The organism is Allosediminivita pacifica (assembly GCF_003054175.1).
GTDB classification, from domain to species: domain Bacteria; phylum Pseudomonadota; class Alphaproteobacteria; order Rhodobacterales; family Rhodobacteraceae; genus Allosediminivita; species Allosediminivita pacifica.
Window position 1 is genome coordinate 251,012 of the sequence record NZ_QBKN01000002.1, and the last position, 15,088, is coordinate 266,099.

General features: G+C 64.1%; 13 protein-coding genes and 2 tRNA genes. 3 read left to right on the forward strand and 12 right to left on the reverse strand.

The annotated features are described in order from the left end of the window. Positions 1–42: 42 nt before the first annotated feature. The 4 genes from C8N44_RS02695 to fabA all read right to left on the reverse strand — a co-directional run bounded on the left by C8N44_RS02695 (position 43) and on the right by fabA (position 4,558). Positions 43–834 carry an enoyl-ACP reductase FabI gene (locus tag C8N44_RS02695; protein WP_107974624.1) on the reverse strand — a complete coding sequence of 264 codons (792 nt, stop codon included), beginning with the start codon at positions 832–834 and terminating at the stop codon, positions 43–45. Positions 835–840: 6 nt separating this feature from the next. Next, positions 841–2,070, reverse strand: coding sequence for a beta-ketoacyl-ACP synthase I (gene fabB / locus C8N44_RS02700; protein WP_107974625.1), 1,230 nt, complete (start codon positions 2,068–2,070; stop codon positions 841–843). Positions 2,071–3,250: 1,180 nt separating this feature from the next. Then, positions 3,251–3,613 (reverse strand): hypothetical protein, encoded by a 363-nt coding sequence (locus tag C8N44_RS23100; protein ID WP_146178791.1) that lies wholly within the window; start codon positions 3,611–3,613, stop codon positions 3,251–3,253. Positions 3,614–4,048: 435 nt separating this feature from the next. Beyond that, positions 4,049–4,558 carry a bifunctional 3-hydroxydecanoyl-ACP dehydratase/trans-2-decenoyl-ACP isomerase gene (gene fabA / locus C8N44_RS02705; protein WP_107974661.1) on the reverse strand — a complete coding sequence of 170 codons (510 nt, stop codon included), beginning with the start codon at positions 4,556–4,558 and terminating at the stop codon, positions 4,049–4,051. Positions 4,559–4,734: 176 nt separating this feature from the next. On the opposite strand from fabA, the gene irrA reads away from it, so the two are divergent. Beyond that, entirely contained in the window at positions 4,735–5,172 is a 438-nt protein-coding gene (gene irrA, locus C8N44_RS02710) for an iron response transcriptional regulator IrrA (protein WP_107974662.1), read from the forward strand. 3 nt (positions 5,173–5,175) lie between these two features. Here the strand turns inward: irrA and nagA are convergent, their stop codons facing one another. Together nagA and C8N44_RS02720 are read right to left on the reverse strand one after the other, a co-directional pair. Next, positions 5,176–6,318 carry an N-acetylglucosamine-6-phosphate deacetylase gene (gene nagA, locus C8N44_RS02715; protein ID WP_107974626.1) on the reverse strand — a complete coding sequence of 381 codons (1,143 nt, stop codon included), beginning with the start codon at positions 6,316–6,318 and terminating at the stop codon, positions 5,176–5,178. A 130-nt stretch (positions 6,319–6,448) separates the two neighbouring features. Then, a tRNA-Leu gene (locus C8N44_RS02720) sits at positions 6,449–6,532 on the reverse strand. A 148-nt stretch (positions 6,533–6,680) separates the two neighbouring features. On the opposite strand from C8N44_RS02720, the gene C8N44_RS02725 reads away from it, so the two are divergent. Next, entirely contained in the window at positions 6,681–7,367 is a 687-nt protein-coding gene (locus C8N44_RS02725; protein ID WP_107974627.1) for a hypothetical protein, read from the forward strand. On the opposite strand, the gene C8N44_RS02730 is transcribed toward C8N44_RS02725, so the two are convergent. Next, entirely contained in the window at positions 7,364–7,768 is a 405-nt protein-coding gene (locus tag C8N44_RS02730; RefSeq protein ID WP_107974628.1) for a c-type cytochrome, read from the reverse strand. The two genes, C8N44_RS02725 and C8N44_RS02730, sit on opposite strands and share 4 nt — an antisense overlap. Before the next feature lie 127 nt (positions 7,769–7,895). Here C8N44_RS02730 and C8N44_RS02735 point away from each other — a divergent pair, with 127 nt between their 5' ends. Beyond that, positions 7,896–8,651 (forward strand): DUF1194 domain-containing protein, encoded by a 756-nt coding sequence (locus tag C8N44_RS02735; RefSeq protein WP_107974629.1) that lies wholly within the window; start codon positions 7,896–7,898, stop codon positions 8,649–8,651. Here the strand turns inward: C8N44_RS02735 and C8N44_RS02740 are convergent. The 5 genes from C8N44_RS02740 to C8N44_RS02760 all read right to left on the reverse strand — a co-directional run bounded on the left by C8N44_RS02740 (position 8,594) and on the right by C8N44_RS02760 (position 14,991). After that, positions 8,594–9,838: a lytic murein transglycosylase gene (locus C8N44_RS02740; protein WP_107974630.1), complete on the reverse strand. Its 1,245-nt coding sequence runs from the start codon at positions 9,836–9,838 to the stop codon at positions 8,594–8,596. The two genes, C8N44_RS02735 and C8N44_RS02740, sit on opposite strands and share 58 nt — an antisense overlap. Before the next feature lie 316 nt (positions 9,839–10,154). Next, positions 10,155–10,231 (reverse strand) — tRNA-Arg (locus tag C8N44_RS02745). 40 nt (positions 10,232–10,271) lie between these two features. Beyond that, complete coding sequence (locus C8N44_RS02750; RefSeq protein ID WP_107974631.1) at positions 10,272–10,745, reverse strand: GNAT family N-acetyltransferase; 474 nt, start codon at positions 10,743–10,745, stop codon at positions 10,272–10,274. Next, on the reverse strand, positions 10,742–13,855 hold the full coding sequence (locus tag C8N44_RS02755; protein ID WP_107974632.1) for an efflux RND transporter permease subunit: 3,114 nt from the start codon (positions 13,853–13,855) through the stop codon (positions 10,742–10,744). The genes C8N44_RS02750 and C8N44_RS02755 overlap by 4 nt, the downstream gene beginning before the upstream one ends. Next, on the reverse strand, positions 13,852–14,991 hold the full coding sequence (locus tag C8N44_RS02760; RefSeq protein ID WP_107974633.1) for an efflux RND transporter periplasmic adaptor subunit: 1,140 nt from the start codon (positions 14,989–14,991) through the stop codon (positions 13,852–13,854). Before C8N44_RS02760 ends, C8N44_RS02755 begins: the two co-directional genes overlap by 4 nt. Positions 14,992–15,088: the final 97 nt, after the last annotated feature.

Sequence of the window (15,088 nt, forward strand, 5' to 3'; positions counted from 1 at the left end):
GCCGGGGTTCCTGTGGCGGCGGCAGACGTCGCCAGCCCAGGCTCAGAGGTTCTCGAGCTGCGGCATCCCGAGGATGTGGAACCCGCCGTCCACGTGCACCACCTCGCCAGTCGTGCACGAACCCGCGTCCGACACCAGCCAGACCGCCGTGCCGCCCACGGCCTCCAGCGTCGCGTTCGACCGCAGCGGCGTGTTGGCCTCGGTGTACTTGTAGGTCCGCCGCGCGCCGCCGATGGCCGACCCCGCCAGCGTCTTCATCGGGCCGGGGCTGATCGCGTTCACGCGGATGCCCTCGGGGCCGAGATCGTTGGCAAGATAGGCCGTCACCGACTCCAGCGCCGCCTTGGCCACGCCCATCACGTTGTAGTTCGGCACGACCCGGTGGCTGCCCTGGTAGGTCAGCGTCAGCAGCGTGCCGCCGTTCTCCACCATCATCGGATGGGCCCGCCGGGCGACCTCGATGAAGGAATAGGCCGAGATCTCCAGCGAATGCTTGAAGTTCGCACGGCTGGTGTTGAGGAACCGCCCCGACAGCTCGTTCTTGTCGGAATAGGCCACCGCGTGCACGAGGAAGTCGATGGTCGGCCAGCGCTCGGCCAGCTGGGCAAAGCCCGCGTCCAGCCCCTCGTCGTCGGTCACGTCCATGTCCACCAGAAGGTCCGATCCCACGGACTCGGCCAGCGGCTTCACGCGCTTGGCAAAGTTGTCGCCCTGGTAGGCAAAGGCCAGCTCGGCCCCCGCCTCGCTCAGCGCCTTCGCGATGCCCCAGGCGATCGACCGCTCGTTCGCCACACCCATGACAAGCCCGCGCTTGCCCTTCAGACTGCCTGTCATCGGTCGCTATCCATCATATTTCGAAAGCAGCATGGACCCGTTGGTCCCGCCGAACCCAAAGGAATTGGTCATCACGGTGTCGAGCCCCGCGCCCTCGACAAGATCGGTCGCGATCTCGGCAGGCTCCAGCGCCGGGTCCAGCGTCTCGACGTTGATCGAGGGCGTGATGAAATCGTCGCGCAGCATCAGCAGGCAATAGATCGCCTCCTGCGCGCCGGTCGCACCCTGGCTGTGTCCCGTCATCGACTTGGTCGAGCTCACCGGCGGCGTCGTGCCCGTGCCGAAGACGCGGCGCACCGCCTCGATCTCGCCCACGTCGCCCACCGGTGTCGAGGTGCCATGCGCGTTGATGTAGCTCACCTTGCGGTCCTCGGGCAGCGTCTGCAGCGCCAGCCGCATCGCCCGCTCGCCGCCCTCGCCCGAGGGGGCCACCATGTCGTGCCCGTCGCTGGTGGCGGCATAGCCCGTCACCTCGGCATAGATCTTGGCACCGCGCGCCTTGGCATGCTCGAGATCCTCGAGCACCACCATGCCGCCGCCGCCCGAGATCACGAACCCGTCGCGGTCCGCGTCGAACGCCCGGCTGGCCTTCTCCGGCGTGTCGTTGAACTTGGTCGACATGGCGCCCATCGCGTCGAAGAGGCAGCTCAGCGTCCAGTCCAGCTCCTCGCCGCCGCCGGCGAACATCACGTCCTGCTTGCCCATCATGATCTGCTCGGCCGCGTTGCCGATGCAGTGCAGCGAGGTCGAGCAGGCCGAGGTGATGGAGTAATTGATGCCCTTGATCTTGAAGGCGGTCGAAAGGTTGGCCGAGATCGTCGAGGACATGCACTTCGGCACCGCGAAGGGCCCGATCCGCTTGGTCGCCCCGGTCTTGAGCACGGTCTGGTGTGCCGTCAGCATCGCGCTGGTCGACGGCCCGCCCGACCCCGCGACGAGCCCCGTGCGCGGGTTCACCACGTCGCTCTCGTCCAGCCCCGCATCCGCGATGGCGTGTTGCATCGCGATATGGGCATAGGCGGCGCCCGGTCCCATGAAGCGCAACGTGCGCTTGTCGATATGCTCTGCCGGGTCGATCTTCAGATTGCCGGCGATCTGGCTGCGAAAGCCGTATTCCTTCATCTGCTCGTTGGCAGAGATGCCCGAGCGGCCGGCCTTCAACGAGCCCACCACTTCCTCGGCAGTATTCCCGATGCTGGAGACTACCCCCAGCCCAGTCACGACGACGCGGCGCATGCGGCCCCCTCTTGGTCTGTTGGCCGCCTGTCTATGGCAAGCCCATGGGGGCGTGCAAGGTGTGGAGGTGCGGCAGCCGCCATCGAACGCTTGGCTTGCCGTTCAGCCCCCCGTAGGGTCAACCTGAATTGGATAGTAAAATGAATCGAAGTTCTCAGATTGAACGATGGTTAAAAAAAAACAGGGGGTAGAGGTTTGGTTCTGCCCGGCGGATGGTTTGGTCGGCCGCATGACAACATCCACCAACTCTCATCCGCAGCTGAAGAAGCAGGAAGATTGCGCCTGTTCTTGGATGAAGAACGATTGAAGCTGCTTTTTGAGGGAAAACCCGAGGTGAAAGCCAGCGATACGAGCTCACGATACACTCTTTTGACAGCCTGTAGTTTGAATGGATCGAGTACGGATCAGACGTTCATCAGTAGGATGGGTTTCGAGAAGGTGTAGCCAGGATAATGGCACCTCCGGGGACATGAGTTAAGTGTTCAGCCCCGGCATCTGGTGGATCGGATGGACTGAGCGGAGGCTGAGTCACGGCGTTTGCACATAACCAAGGGGTCCTGAGCCAAAGCCGTCTTGCAGCTACGAAAGTTTTCCACTTTGTTGCAAAGTGCCTCCGACCACAGATGCATGTTGAATATGAGGAAGAGACTTGTCTGGTGAAAGATCGATTTGCCTGAGATGGCTTGGCTATGGCGTGTTACATCTCCTCCTGTGTTATGTAGGGCTGGTTGATCCGGAACGCTTCAGCCATACCAGGCTATTCCCCCTTATCTATCTCGGCATCATCTTCGGCCCCATTGCTTTTGCCATTGAAAATTATGTCAGATTTTACATGAGGAAAAAGAAAAGTGAGTGAACTCAATGCAAATTTTCGGCTGATCTGAGTTTTTATAGGCTCGTGCTCGTAGCCAACAGGTGACCGCGACCCAAGCCCAATGCCCGACAGGAAATCATTCGGATATCTCGCGTAGCGTATAGCGGCATGGCGTCAATTCGTCATGCGACCTTATTGGATCATCTCGATACGATGTCGGAGGCACCATGTTGGCTGGACTTGATCCGCGCGCGGCAAGCGGTAGCTCCCTCTGCGCGTTACTCAGCCCCAAAGATCACCCATCGCTCGCCTTCGACGAGCGGTTTCTGCCTCACGGCATGACCCTCCGATCAATGGGTCCTGAAGCTAATTCCAACAACGTATTGCAACCCCAATAACGTCGATATTTTCGATCTTCCCTACTCCCAAATTTATCGTTGGATATACGAATGAATGGACGAAAGAGCTTTCGTCACTAGGCGAAGCCATTTCAGACGCAACCATTTCAGATTCGACATGGAAAAGATCTTCGCCTCTAAAGATCACCTTTGTCGTTACCGAAATATCATCAGAGTGCCCGCACTCGTTCTCATAAAACTCAATAGCGCGCGCCGATGCCATCTCGATAGCCTCAAATCTGTCCGGCATAGACAATTCAAGAGAGTAGATGATTATGCCTACTAAAGTCAAACCAGCCAGAATCAGAAAAGAGAAAAATGGCCTTTTCACGAAGCTCCACCTCTCAAAGACGCGATACGTAACGCACTTGAATGCCTTTCACACAAGCGGTGGTTTTGTCACGCGCAACTTTCCTGCACTTCCGTGCTGGGTTCAGGAAACATAGCCAATAGGTACACCCGCATCGAGTTGCGAGGGACGACAGAACTACCTTCGCACGCCTGATCAGGCGCCCTCGGCCCCTTATGAACCTGTAGGCTCGGGGTCGTGCGGTGCGGCTTGATCGACAATTTCGGGCAGAGCCACAGCCAACCGCAAGTCCCGCTGGCTACAGCGCAGCAGCCGCAGCGGAGGTCCATCTCACACTGCGTTCCGGCCCCGTCACGCGGGACATTCTTAAGAAACGGTTAAGCCGTCTCTTTAACCCATTGATTTTCCTGAGGTCAAAAATGTCCCGGCGCGGGACGCCCTCGCGTCCCCGCCCTCTCAGGTCTCCGAGAGGGCCACTTTCATGTCCTTGACCTGGTAGATCGTCTCGCCGTCCGCCTCGACCCGGCCATCGGCGACACCCATGGTCAGGCGGCGGGTCTGCACGGCCTTGGTGAAGTCCACGTAGTAGGTCAGCATCTTCCGGTCGGGCCGCACCATCCCGGTCAGCTTCACCTCGCCCACGCCCAGCGCGTAGCCCCGCCCCTGCCAGCCGCGCCAGCCGAGGTTGAAGCCCGTGAGCTGCCAGAGGCCGTCGAGACCAAGGCAGCCGGGCATGATCGGATTGCCCGGGAAGTGGCACTCGAAGAACCACAGGTCGGGGTGGATGTCGAACTCGGCCACCACGTGCCCCTTGCCGTGCGGCCCGCCATCGCCCGAGATGTCCGTGATCCGGTCCATCATCAGCATCGGCGGCTCGGGCAGCTGCGCGTTGCCCGGCCCGAAGAGCTCCCCGCGGGCACATTTCAACAGGTCGTCCTTGTCGAAACTCGTCGGATACTCGGCCATCTCCGTGGGCTCCCCAGCCATCAGAACAATCCGGGGGACCCTCTATCACCCGCCGCGCGAGGCTTGCAAGCCGCCACGGGCACTGCGCCGCACCGGGACGTGACGGGATTCCATTTGAAAAGGAAGGGGGTGACGCCCTATATGGAGGGGTGAAGATCGAAGGAAAGCAACCCGAAATGACCACAGAGGCGCAAAAACGCGGCAAGGACTGGCTCGGTCAGGCGAAGCTTCGCCCGACGCGTCAGCGTCTGGCGCTGGCCGAGCTTCTGATCGGTGACGGCCAGAACCGCCACGTCACCGCCGAGAGCCTTTTCGCGGCAGCCAAGAAGACCGACGTCGGCGTGTCCCTCGCGACTGTCTACAACACCCTCCGGGCCTTCTGCGACGCAGGCCTCATGCAAGAGGTGACGGTGGACGGCTCCAAGAGCTACTTCGACACGAACACCCACGATCACCCGCACTTCTTCTGGGAGAATGACGGCAAGCTCACCGACGCACCCGCCGAGGAGTTGCGGATTGCCTCGCTGCCGAATGCCCCCGACGGCTACGAGATCGCGTCCGTTGACGTGGTCATCCGCCTGCGCGCCCGCGATGCGGCCGAGGGCAAGGCCTGAACCTCAGAGCTTCAGGCCGCCCCGCCAGACGCCGCGCATCTCGAGGTCTTCGCCTAGGTGGACGAAATCCGCGGGGCAGCCAGGATCGAGCCTCCCGGCGCGGCTTCCGATGATATCTGCGGGGATCTGCGTGGCCATTGCAAGCGCCTCGGCCGGCGCGAGCCCCACATCCTCCACCATTACCTGCACGGCCCGCCAAAGCGTCAGGTCGGCGCCAGCGAGGGTCCCATCCGTTAGCGTGAGGCGACCATCGGCACGCAGAACCTTGCGCCCGCCGATTTCGAAGCTGCTCCGGCGCGTGCCCGCCACGGCCATGGCGTCGCTCACGAGGTAGATGCGCCCCGGCCCGCGCTTCGCAGCAACCGCGGCTTTCATGGAAACGGGATGCACGTGGACACCGTCCGCGATCAGACCAGCCGACAGCCGGCCATCCGACAGGGCTGCGCCCACCAGGCCCGGCGACCTGCCCTGGAGCTGGCTCATGGCGTTGAAAAGATGCGTAACAAGCCGCGCCCCGGCGTCCGTGGCCACGCGAACGGCGTCCAGGCGGCAGTTGCTGTGCCCTAGGGCCACACGCACGCCGGCCTCGACCAATGCGGCGATCTGAGCCGGGGTCGCGGCCTCCGGCGCGAGCGTCACCTTCAGAACCGAAAGACGTGCCGCCGCCTCGCACAGCACGCGGACGTCGCTGTCTTCCATGGGCCGTATCACGGACGGATCATGCGCCCCGGCACGCGCGGGATCGAGGTGCGGCCCTTCCAGATGAAGCCCGGCGATCCCTTTCACGCCGCCGTCCATAGCCGCAGCGACCACGTCGATGGCCGAGGCCACCTTTGCGGGCGTGTCTGAGATCAGTGTAGGCAGGATCGTCGTGGCGCCCAGGCGGGCGTGAGCTTCCGCCATCGTCCGCAAGGTCGCCACGGAGGGATCATCACCCAGCATGACGCCGCCACCGCCGTTTACCTGAAGATCGACGAAGCCCGGGGCCAGGATCCCATCGCGCAGGTTCCGGCGCGGCAGGTCCTCGGGCAGGCGCGAGGCCGGGCGCAGATCCAGGACACGGCCACCCTCGACTACCAGAGCGATGTTCTCGTGGAGCGTGCCGCCATAAAAGACGCGAGCGCCGGTGAATGCCATCCGTGTCATGTCTTTCTCCTCCCAAGCGGCCCCCGTTCAAAGCGCCAGCCCGCATCAGCACATCTGCCGGGCGAGAGTCGAAAGCCATGGGCATGACCGACGGCCCCGTACGAGGACCCGCATCGCTGATGCAAGGCCCTGGTACCCGCGGCGGGACTCGAACCCGCACGGCCGAAGCCTGGGGATTTTAAGTCCCCTGTGTCTACCATTCCACCACGCGGGCCCGACCCCGGTTCTGCCTCAGAATATCCATCTTGACCAGAGCTTCGACCGCTGCTGCGGCACATCGGACGCGGCGGCATTTCGACGGTCGGGCTAAGCACGCGTGAGGCCACTTGTCACCGGCGGCGCGCTGGGGTTCCCTCGCCCCCATGCGCGCGTTCCTCCTCCTCACGATCTGCCTCGTCCTTGCCGGTTGCGGTCGTCCGCTGACGGATGCCGAGGTGTCGTACCTGCGGGCCCTTCAGGGCGATCAGACCAATCCGGATCGGGTCCGCCTGCACGATGGCCACTTTGCCGGCTCGTTCGAGTACGAAATGCCGACGCGGCCCCGGCTCACCTGTCAGGAACGGATCTGGCCGCCTGTCGCGGGGGAGGCCATGACGGTCTCTCCCGGGGCGACCGTCATCTTCAATCGCGTCTTCTATCGTGATGATCTCTACGAGGACGATCTCATGGCGGGCTGGCCGGAAGAGGTGGACCTGTTCCAGGCCATGCTTTTCGCGCACGAAATGACCCATGTCTGGCAATGGCAGAACCGGCGCCGCACCGGCTATTCCCCACTGAAGGCCCTCGGAGAGCACACGGTGTCCGAGGACCCCTACCTGTTCGACCCAGAAGAGGCGGGCAGCTTTCTCGATCACGGCTATGAACAGCAGGGGTCCATCGTCGAGGAATACGTGTGCTGCAGGCTGCTCGATCCCGAAGCACCACGCACCGCCCGGCTGCGCGAGATGATCAGCGCGGAGATGCCGATCACCCGGCTGGACGACGCACTAGACTCTCCCCGCGTTCGCATACCCTGGGCCGGCGCGAAGGTGGAAGGCATCTGCCGCTAGTCGGACGACTGCTGGAGTTCGGCGATGTAGGCCACAAGATCGGCAAGGGGGCGCGTTGCGCGCACCCCCTGCTCATGCTCCAGCCTGAGCATCAGGTCATATCTGCCTTCGAAGAAATCGCCGTAGACCGGCATGGGCGAGCCATGAGCCACCAGCGGATCCCGTCCGTCTATGCGTTTGACCACACGCTCCACAGGGAAAACCCCGCCGCTTCCCTCGACCAGCGCGGTCAGGTTCGTGGGCTGGATCAGAAGAACAGACGCCATCGGTCCGTCCCCCTGCCCGTCCGCGCCGTGGCATGTCGCGCAATGCGTCATGTAGAGTTCCCGTCCGCTCTCGGCATCCTGCGCGGAAAGCGCAGTCGGGATCAGAAGGGCCAGAAGACAAAGCGTGCGTGACATGATCGGTTCTCCCGAAGTTTGCACCCATCGTGAGCTTGCCAAGACCCATGCACCTTGATCGGCATCAAACCCTCGACGCGCAGCCCTGGGATCTTACCTTTCCAAGGGTCACCAACAGGAGCCGATCATGCGCCGGGTACTCGCCGTCATCACGACCATGGTCGTCGCATCGTCGGCCGCGGCGCAGGATACCGATCTGGAACTGGTCCTGCTCGCCGATGCCTCGGGGTCGATAGACAGTTCGGAAATCGCCTTCCAGAGACAGGGCTATGCGCAGGCCATCACCGATCCCGAGGTCCTCGCCACCATCGCCAATACCGCCTACGGCACCATCGCGGTGACCTACGTCGAGTGGGCCTCGAACCAAGCCGTGGTGGCCGACTGGACCATCATCGACGGCACCGAAAGCGCCGCGTCCTTCGCAGAGCAACTCACCACGCGGCCGCGGCAGGCCTACGGGCGCAACGCCATCGGCTCCGCGCTGCTCGAAGGTCTTCGCCTGATGGAGGAGAACGAGATCGAGGGCTGGCGCCGGGTGATCGACTTCTCCGGGGATTCCGTGAATTCCTACAGCGGCCCCTCCATATCCGAGGCACGCCGGACGGTTCTTGAGGCCGGCGTGACGATCAACGCGCTGCCCATCCTGCCGCCGGACGATCCCGGCCGCGCGCATGGCGGGCTGGAAGCCGCCTACGAGAACCGCATCATCGGAGGCCCCGGCAGTTTCGTCGTGACAGCGGAAAGCCGCGAAAGCTTTGCCGAGGCGGTGAAGCGCAAGCTGATCCTCGAGATCTCAGGCCTCTCGCCCCGGCGTCTTTTCGCGTCTCAGGACAGCGATGCGAGCAGTGCCCGGGAGGGTTCTCCGGTCACCGGAAGCCCCTGATCCCGCTGCCACGCACTGATCGCCGCCTCGGTTCGGTCACCGACCACGCCGTCGGCAGTACCGGCGTCGTAGCCGCGTCGGGACAGGCCTCTCTGGATCGACTTCCGGTCCTCGAGCGTCAGGCCGTTGGCGTCGGGCCCGAATTCTCCGACCAGAGGACCACCGCCGGCCAGCCGGCCCGACAGATAGCCGAGCGCGAGCGCGTAGTTGGTCGAGGGGTTGTACCGTCGGATGACCTCGAAGTTGTGGTAGACGAGGAAGGCCGGCGTGCCCGGCCCCTCCGGGATCAGCAGCGCCGCCTCGCCGGCTTCGGGCAATGCCCCGCCCCGAGCCGGCACGATCCCGGCCGCCCTCCACGAGCTTACGGGGCGGTCGGAACCACGCCCCGTCGGTCCGGAATACCCAGCGGGTACGATTACTTCCAAACCCCATGGCTGCCCGCGGCGCCATCCGCGCCGTTCGAGAAACCGGGCGGTCGAGGCAAGCGCGTCCGCGGGATCATCCCCCCAGATATGGCGACGCCCGTCGCCGTCGAAGTCGACGGCATAGGTCTCGTAGACATCGGGCATCATCTGCGTATGCCCCATCGCCCCGGCCCAGCTGCCAACCATTTCCGAGGCGCGCGCGTCACCGGCCTGCAGCAACCTCAGCGCTGACATGAGCTGTGCCTCGAAGAAGGTGCCGCGGCGCCCCTCCCAGGCGAGGGTCGAGGTGGCCGAAAAGACGTTGATGGTCCCGCGGCGCGTGCCGAAGTAGCTCTCCATGCCCCAGAGCGCGCCAATGACTTCGGGCGGGACACCATAGGTGTCCTCGACCCGGGCCAGGACATCGCGCTGTGTCGCGACCTGACCGCGCCCGAACTGCACCTTTTCCTCGGGCGCCACGATCGCCAGGTAATCCTCGAGCGTTCGCGTGAACTCCGTCTGGTTGCGATCCCGCTCCACCACACCAGGCAGAAAGCCTGCGCCGGCAAAGGCACTGTCCAGTGTCGTGCGTGTAATCCCTGCGGCCTGCGCCCGCCCACGGAAGGCAACCACCCAGGCATCGTAATCCGCGTTTGGCTGCGGGCGCAGGCCCGGGTCGCTCTCGCCTGCAGGCCCTCCCCGCACCAGAGGTCCACCGCCGCAGCCAGCGAGCATGGCAATTGCCAGCCCTCCGAGCCCAAGTCCCCGCCTTGTCATGTTCATGACTTGCTTCTCCACTGCTCAATTCGGCGTCAATTGGTCATGACGCGCATTCATTCATGCTCGGGAAAGGTTCTGGAAACCATTTCTGTTTAGACGGCTCTGCGTGTCCTTGCCCGCCAGTTGCATGGCAGACAATCTAACCTCAGGCCCTGCGCCGGCAAATGCCATGAATGCCTCATCCGAAAACGGAGCCCCCACAGTGCCCCCGCGCCACAAACTCAGACCATTGATCTGGGCCGCGATTGCATTGTGCGTGGTGCTTTTCTGGGGCGCCGTCTTGCGGACGCTGGTGGCGGCGATCTGACCGCGCCTGCCATGGCGACCCCTGAAGGACTCGAACCCTCAACCTGTCGATTAGAAGTCGACTGCTCTATCCAGTTGAGCTAAGGGGCCCCGCCCGCCTTTTGCCGTCTCGGGTCGCGGCTGTCCAGCGTCAGATCGGGCGCGAGAGGAAAACGCTGAGCGGATCTTCGACGTAGTCGGCAAACGGGCCTCGATAGCCGAACCCCGCACCTTCGTAGAGCTTGCGTGCCGCCGCGAATTCCGCGCCGCTGCCGGTTTCAAGCAACACCTCGCGGGCGCCAAGGCGTCGACTTCCCTCAATCAGGTGCCCAAGCATTATGCGGCCGAGGCCACGTCCTCGGGCAGCCTCTGCTGTATGCATGCTCTTGAGCTCTACCGATCCATCGGCCAGCGGTTTGACCGCGCCGATGGCAAGCACCTCGCCCACCGGGTCGCGCAGCGCGTAGATCTGTGCACCCGCCGCCCGCAGGTCGGCCCCCGTCATCACATGGCAGCTCTCGGCCGGGGTCTGCGAGGACATGAGCGCATGGTGGCTTTCCAGCAGGGTATCGACCCCGGCATCGGGCACCTCGACCCGAACGAGATGCCATTGCGTTTCGCTCATGTGGTTGCCTTCCGTTTCCGCCGCCCCGGTCCGTCGCGCAGCATCAGCATGGCGGGCGTCACCACGAGGGTCAGCACGGTTGCAACGGAAAGACCACCAGCGATCGCCGCGGACAGTTCGGTCCAGTACTGGGTCGACGGGGCCCCGTAGAGGATCTCGCGCGTGAAAAAGTTGATGTTCAGCCCGATGACCATGGGCAGGAGACCCAGCGCCGTGGTGATTGAGGTCAGAAGGACCGGTCTGAGGCGTTGGGCCCCGGTCCTGAGCGCCGCCTCGCGCGGCGCTGCGCCTTCGCGGCGCAGATCGTTGTAGGTGTCGATCAGGACGATGTTATTATTCACCACGATGCCGGCCAGAGCGATCACCCCCACACCGCCCATGACGACCCCGAAGGGGCGCCCTGTCACCAGCAACCCCAGCAGGACACCCGCGACCGAGATGATGATTGCGCTCATCACGACGAAGGCCTGGTAGAAGCTGTTGAACTGCGTGACGAGGATCAGGAACATCAGGAAGATCGCACCGACGAAGGCGCCCGAGAGGAAGGTCATCGCTTCCTGCTGGTCCTCGGCTTCTCCCGCGAACTCGTAGCTGGCGCCCTCGGGCATACCGGCCTCGGCCAGCGCCGCATCGAGCGCGTTGATCTGGTCGTTCACCAGAAGACCCTGCGCCACGTTGGCCTCGATCGTGGTGACGCGCCTTTCGTCCACGCGGCGGATGACCCCCACACGCTCGACCGGGGAAAGGGTCACGAAGTTCGAGATCGGAACCGACCCGGAAGAGGTCGGAACGCGCAGGTTGTTGAGTTCTGCCAGCGAGCGTTCATCGGCGGGGAAACGGACGCGCACATCGAGTTCGCCCTCGGCGTCCGAAGGCCGATAATCGGTGACCGTGATCCCTTGAGTCAGAAGCTGCACGGCCTGCCCCAGAAGGCTGACGTCCGCACCGAAGCGCGCCGCCTCGGAACGGTCCACCGTCACAGCGACCTCGACACCCGGAAGCGGACGGGTATCGGTCACGTCGGTGAAACCGCCCACGCGCTCCATGATCTCCAGCACCTGCCGCGTCAGTTCGGACTGCCCCGAGGGATCGTCCGCCGTGAGACGCAGATTGACAGGTTTGCCGGAGGCCGGGCCGCCGGATTCCGTCTCCACCTGCACGTCGATCCCGGCGATTTCCGCCATCTCCTCCCGGATCTCGGCCCCGATCTCGACAGCCGGCGGCCTGTCCTGCCAATCGACTAGATCAAGCTGGATGGTCCCGATGACATCCTCGTCACCGCCGCCCGCGCTCATGGTGGAGCGGGCATAGACGTGTTCGACATCGGGCCGGCCCAGCAGATGGCGTTCGACCTCGCGCACGAGATCGTCGCGTTCATAGATCGAAAGGTTGTCGCGGGCGCGGACCTGGACCTGCATGAACTCCGGCTCGACGTCGGGGAAGAACGAGATGCCGCGCCCGAATTCGCCATAGAGCGCGAAGGCCCCCATGAGCAGCGCAAGCGCCAGCAGGACGGTGGCCCAGGGACGCAGGATCGCCCGCTCCAGCACCCGGACGTAAGCGCCGGTCAGCCCGCCGATGGCGCGTGGATCGCCCCGTTCGGCGGCGTGCAGGGCAGCTTTTTCGGTCGCCGTCCGAGGCTGCTTGCGCCCGATCACGCCGCCGGTGACGGGAATGAAGATCAACGCCATGAAAAGCGAGGCGCCCAGCGTAAGCATCACCGTGATCGGCAGGTATTTCATGAACTCGCCGATGATTCCGCCCCAGAAGAGCAGCGGAAAAAAGACGCTCAGCGTCGTCGCGGTCGAAGCGATCACCGGCCAGGCCATGCGCTTGGCCGCCGTCGCATAGGCATGAGCCGGCGTATCTCCCTCCTGCAAGCGCCGGTCGGCGAGCTCCACGGTCACGATGGCACCGTCCACGAGCATGCCGACCACGAGGATCAGCGAGAAGAGCACAACGATGTTCATCGTGTAGCCCATGACCGCAAGTGCTGCGACACCGGCGAGGAAGGCACCGGGAATGGCCAGCCCCACAAGGATGGCCGAGCGCAGACCAAGGGCGAAGACCACGACGATCATGACCAGCGCGATGGCGGTGATGACGTTGGCCTGGAGGTCGGACAGCAGCGTCTTCACCTCCTCGCTCTGGTCCTGCAGGTAACTGACGGACACCGAGTCCGGCCAATCCTGCTGCAGGCGCGAGATGGCGGCCTTGGTGGCATCGACCGTTTCGATGACATTGGCGCCCGAACGCTTGGTCACTTCGAGCGCAAGCGCCGGCTGGCCGTCGATCCGCGCAAAGCTCGTCGGGTCCTCGAAGGTCCGGCGCAGGGTTGCCACGTCGCCGAAGGTTACGACGGTATCGCCGCTGACCTTCACAGGGATTTCCATGACATCCTCGATGTTCTGGATTAGGCCCGGGACCTTCAGAACGATGCGACCGCCGCCGGTCTCGATCGCGCCCGCCGCGATGAGCTGGTTGTTGCGCTGCAGCTGGCTGATCAGGGCGTCGAAGCTGAGGTTGTAGGTCTGGAAGACCGTGGGGTCGATCAGGACTTCGAGGAACTCCTCCCGCTTGCCGCCGATGTCGACCTCAAGCACGCCCGGCAGCGCCTCGACCTCGTCCTGCACGTTCTCGGCGAGATCGTTTAGCGTCCGTTCCGGGACCGGCCCCGACAGGATCGCTGTGATGACCGGAAAGAGCGCCGTGTTGATCTCGGTCACGTTGATGGTCGTGGCGCTTTCCGGCAGATCCGACTGCACGTCGTCCGCGGCCTGGCGCACCTTGTCCATCGCCTCGTCGACATCGCCACCGGCGGCAAATTCGAGCTGGACGCTCGCGAAGCCCTCGGTGGCCTCGCTGCGCATCGTCTCGAGTCCCTCGATCGCGCCGAACTCGGCCTCCATCGGCTCCAGCAGGAGCCGCTCGGCATCGCTGGGGCTGATGCCGTCGACGGTTGTCGAGACGTAGACAAGCGGCAGCGAAACCTCGGGGTTCGCTTCCTTGGGAATGGTGATGTAGGCGGTCGCGCCGACGGCGAGGATCATCACCAGTGCGATGACGATGACCCGTCCGCGGGAAAAGGCGGCGTCGATCAGCGCATTCACGGGCTCTCCTCCGCAGGTTGCGGCTCGTCGGGGCGCGCATCGACCTCTTCGCCCGCGCGGACGAAGCCCTGGCCGATTGTGATGATCATCGCCTCTTCGGGCAGGCCCTTGACCCAGACCGCGCCCGCATCGGCCCTGACGAGCTCGACCGGGTGGAAGACCACGGTTCCGTCCTCGACTGTCTTGACGCCCAGTTCGCCCTCGGGATTGAGCGAAACGATGGAAGGGGCGACCCTGTGTGCCCGGGCGCTGCCTGTCGGAATGCGTATCTCGGCCGAGACGCCGGCAGGAATGTCCCCATCCTCGTTGGCGACCTCGACCTCGGCCAGGAAGGTCCGGGTCTCGCTCGCCGCGGCGGTGCCGACGAAGGTCACCTCGCCCTGGCGTGTCTGGCCGGTGATGAAGGTCACCTCGGCGGCCTGCCCCGTCTCGATCCGGCTGAGCGACTGCTGAGGGATCTGGAACGCGACGGTGAGCGGCTTGTTGTCCACGATCCGTCCGATCGAGCTGCCCGCCGAGACGAATTCGCCCTCCTCGATGGAGAGCACCTCGATACGACCTGCGAAGGGCGCGTTGATCGAAAGGTCGTCCAGCGCGCGGCGCGCACTTGTCACCCCGGATTCCGCCGTCGCCAGGTCGGCACGTGCCTCGGCCATCCGGTCTGCAGTGGCAACACCACGATCGAGCAGACGGCTCGCGTTATCAAATTCCCGTTGCGCGCGACTGAATTCTTCCTGCGCCTGAGCCAGGGCTGCCTCGGCGCTTTCGGTATCGAGTTGCGCAATCAGGGCACCCGCCTCCACGTCCTGCCCTTTCCGTACAGCCATTTCTGCGACTTCTCCGGTGCCTTCCGCCAGTATCTGGGTATCTCGATCCGGCTCGGCCTGCCCCTCTGCGCTGAAGGTCAGCGTGACATCCTGCGCTCGGGAAGTCCGCACCGTGACGGCGGCCGGGGCGGGGGTGACGGCACTCGCCCGCGTCTCGCCGTCCTCTGTCGGCGGAACGAAGCCGCTTCCCATCCAGAGGATGATCGCAAGAAGGATCAGCAAGGCGATCCAGACCGACCGAGAGGCGCCCGCGTCCGTCTCAAATTTCAGGGGCTCTCTCACGCCACCGGTCTCGTTTGTCTCTCCCATCGGGCAACCTCCTCCGGCATGTCCGCGCCAGTCCTGACGCAGCTTCGCAGAATCGACAAGTGTTTCAGCCCCCCGCTTCTCCAAACGCGACAAGGCG

What these genes read in the sequence shown, in the direction of transcription:
- C8N44_RS02695 (WP_107974624.1), bottom strand. Translation starts at nt 834, where the DNA reads ATGACAGGCAGTCTGAAGGGCAAGCGCGGGCTTGTCATGGGTGTGGCG.
- fabB (WP_107974625.1), bottom strand. Translation starts at nt 2,070, where the DNA reads ATGCGCCGCGTCGTCGTGACTGGGCTGGGGGTAGTCTCCAGCATCGGG.
- fabA (WP_107974661.1), bottom strand. Translation starts at nt 4,558, where the DNA reads ATGGCCGAGTATCCGACGAGTTTCGACAAGGACGACCTGTTGAAATGT.
- irrA (WP_107974662.1), top strand. Translation starts at nt 4,735, where the DNA reads ATGACCACAGAGGCGCAAAAACGCGGCAAGGACTGGCTCGGTCAGGCG.
- nagA (WP_107974626.1), bottom strand. Translation starts at nt 6,318, where the DNA reads ATGACACGGATGGCATTCACCGGCGCTCGCGTCTTTTATGGCGGCACG.
- C8N44_RS02725 (WP_107974627.1), top strand. Translation starts at nt 6,681, where the DNA reads ATGCGCGCGTTCCTCCTCCTCACGATCTGCCTCGTCCTTGCCGGTTGC.
- C8N44_RS02730 (WP_107974628.1), bottom strand. Translation starts at nt 7,768, where the DNA reads ATGTCACGCACGCTTTGTCTTCTGGCCCTTCTGATCCCGACTGCGCTT.
- C8N44_RS02735 (WP_107974629.1), top strand. Translation starts at nt 7,896, where the DNA reads ATGCGCCGGGTACTCGCCGTCATCACGACCATGGTCGTCGCATCGTCG.
- C8N44_RS02740 (WP_107974630.1), bottom strand. Translation starts at nt 9,838, where the DNA reads ATGAACATGACAAGGCGGGGACTTGGGCTCGGAGGGCTGGCAATTGCC.
- C8N44_RS02750 (WP_107974631.1), bottom strand. Translation starts at nt 10,745, where the DNA reads ATGAGCGAAACGCAATGGCATCTCGTTCGGGTCGAGGTGCCCGATGCC.
- C8N44_RS02760 (WP_107974633.1), bottom strand. Translation starts at nt 14,991, where the DNA reads ATGGGAGAGACAAACGAGACCGGTGGCGTGAGAGAGCCCCTGAAATTT.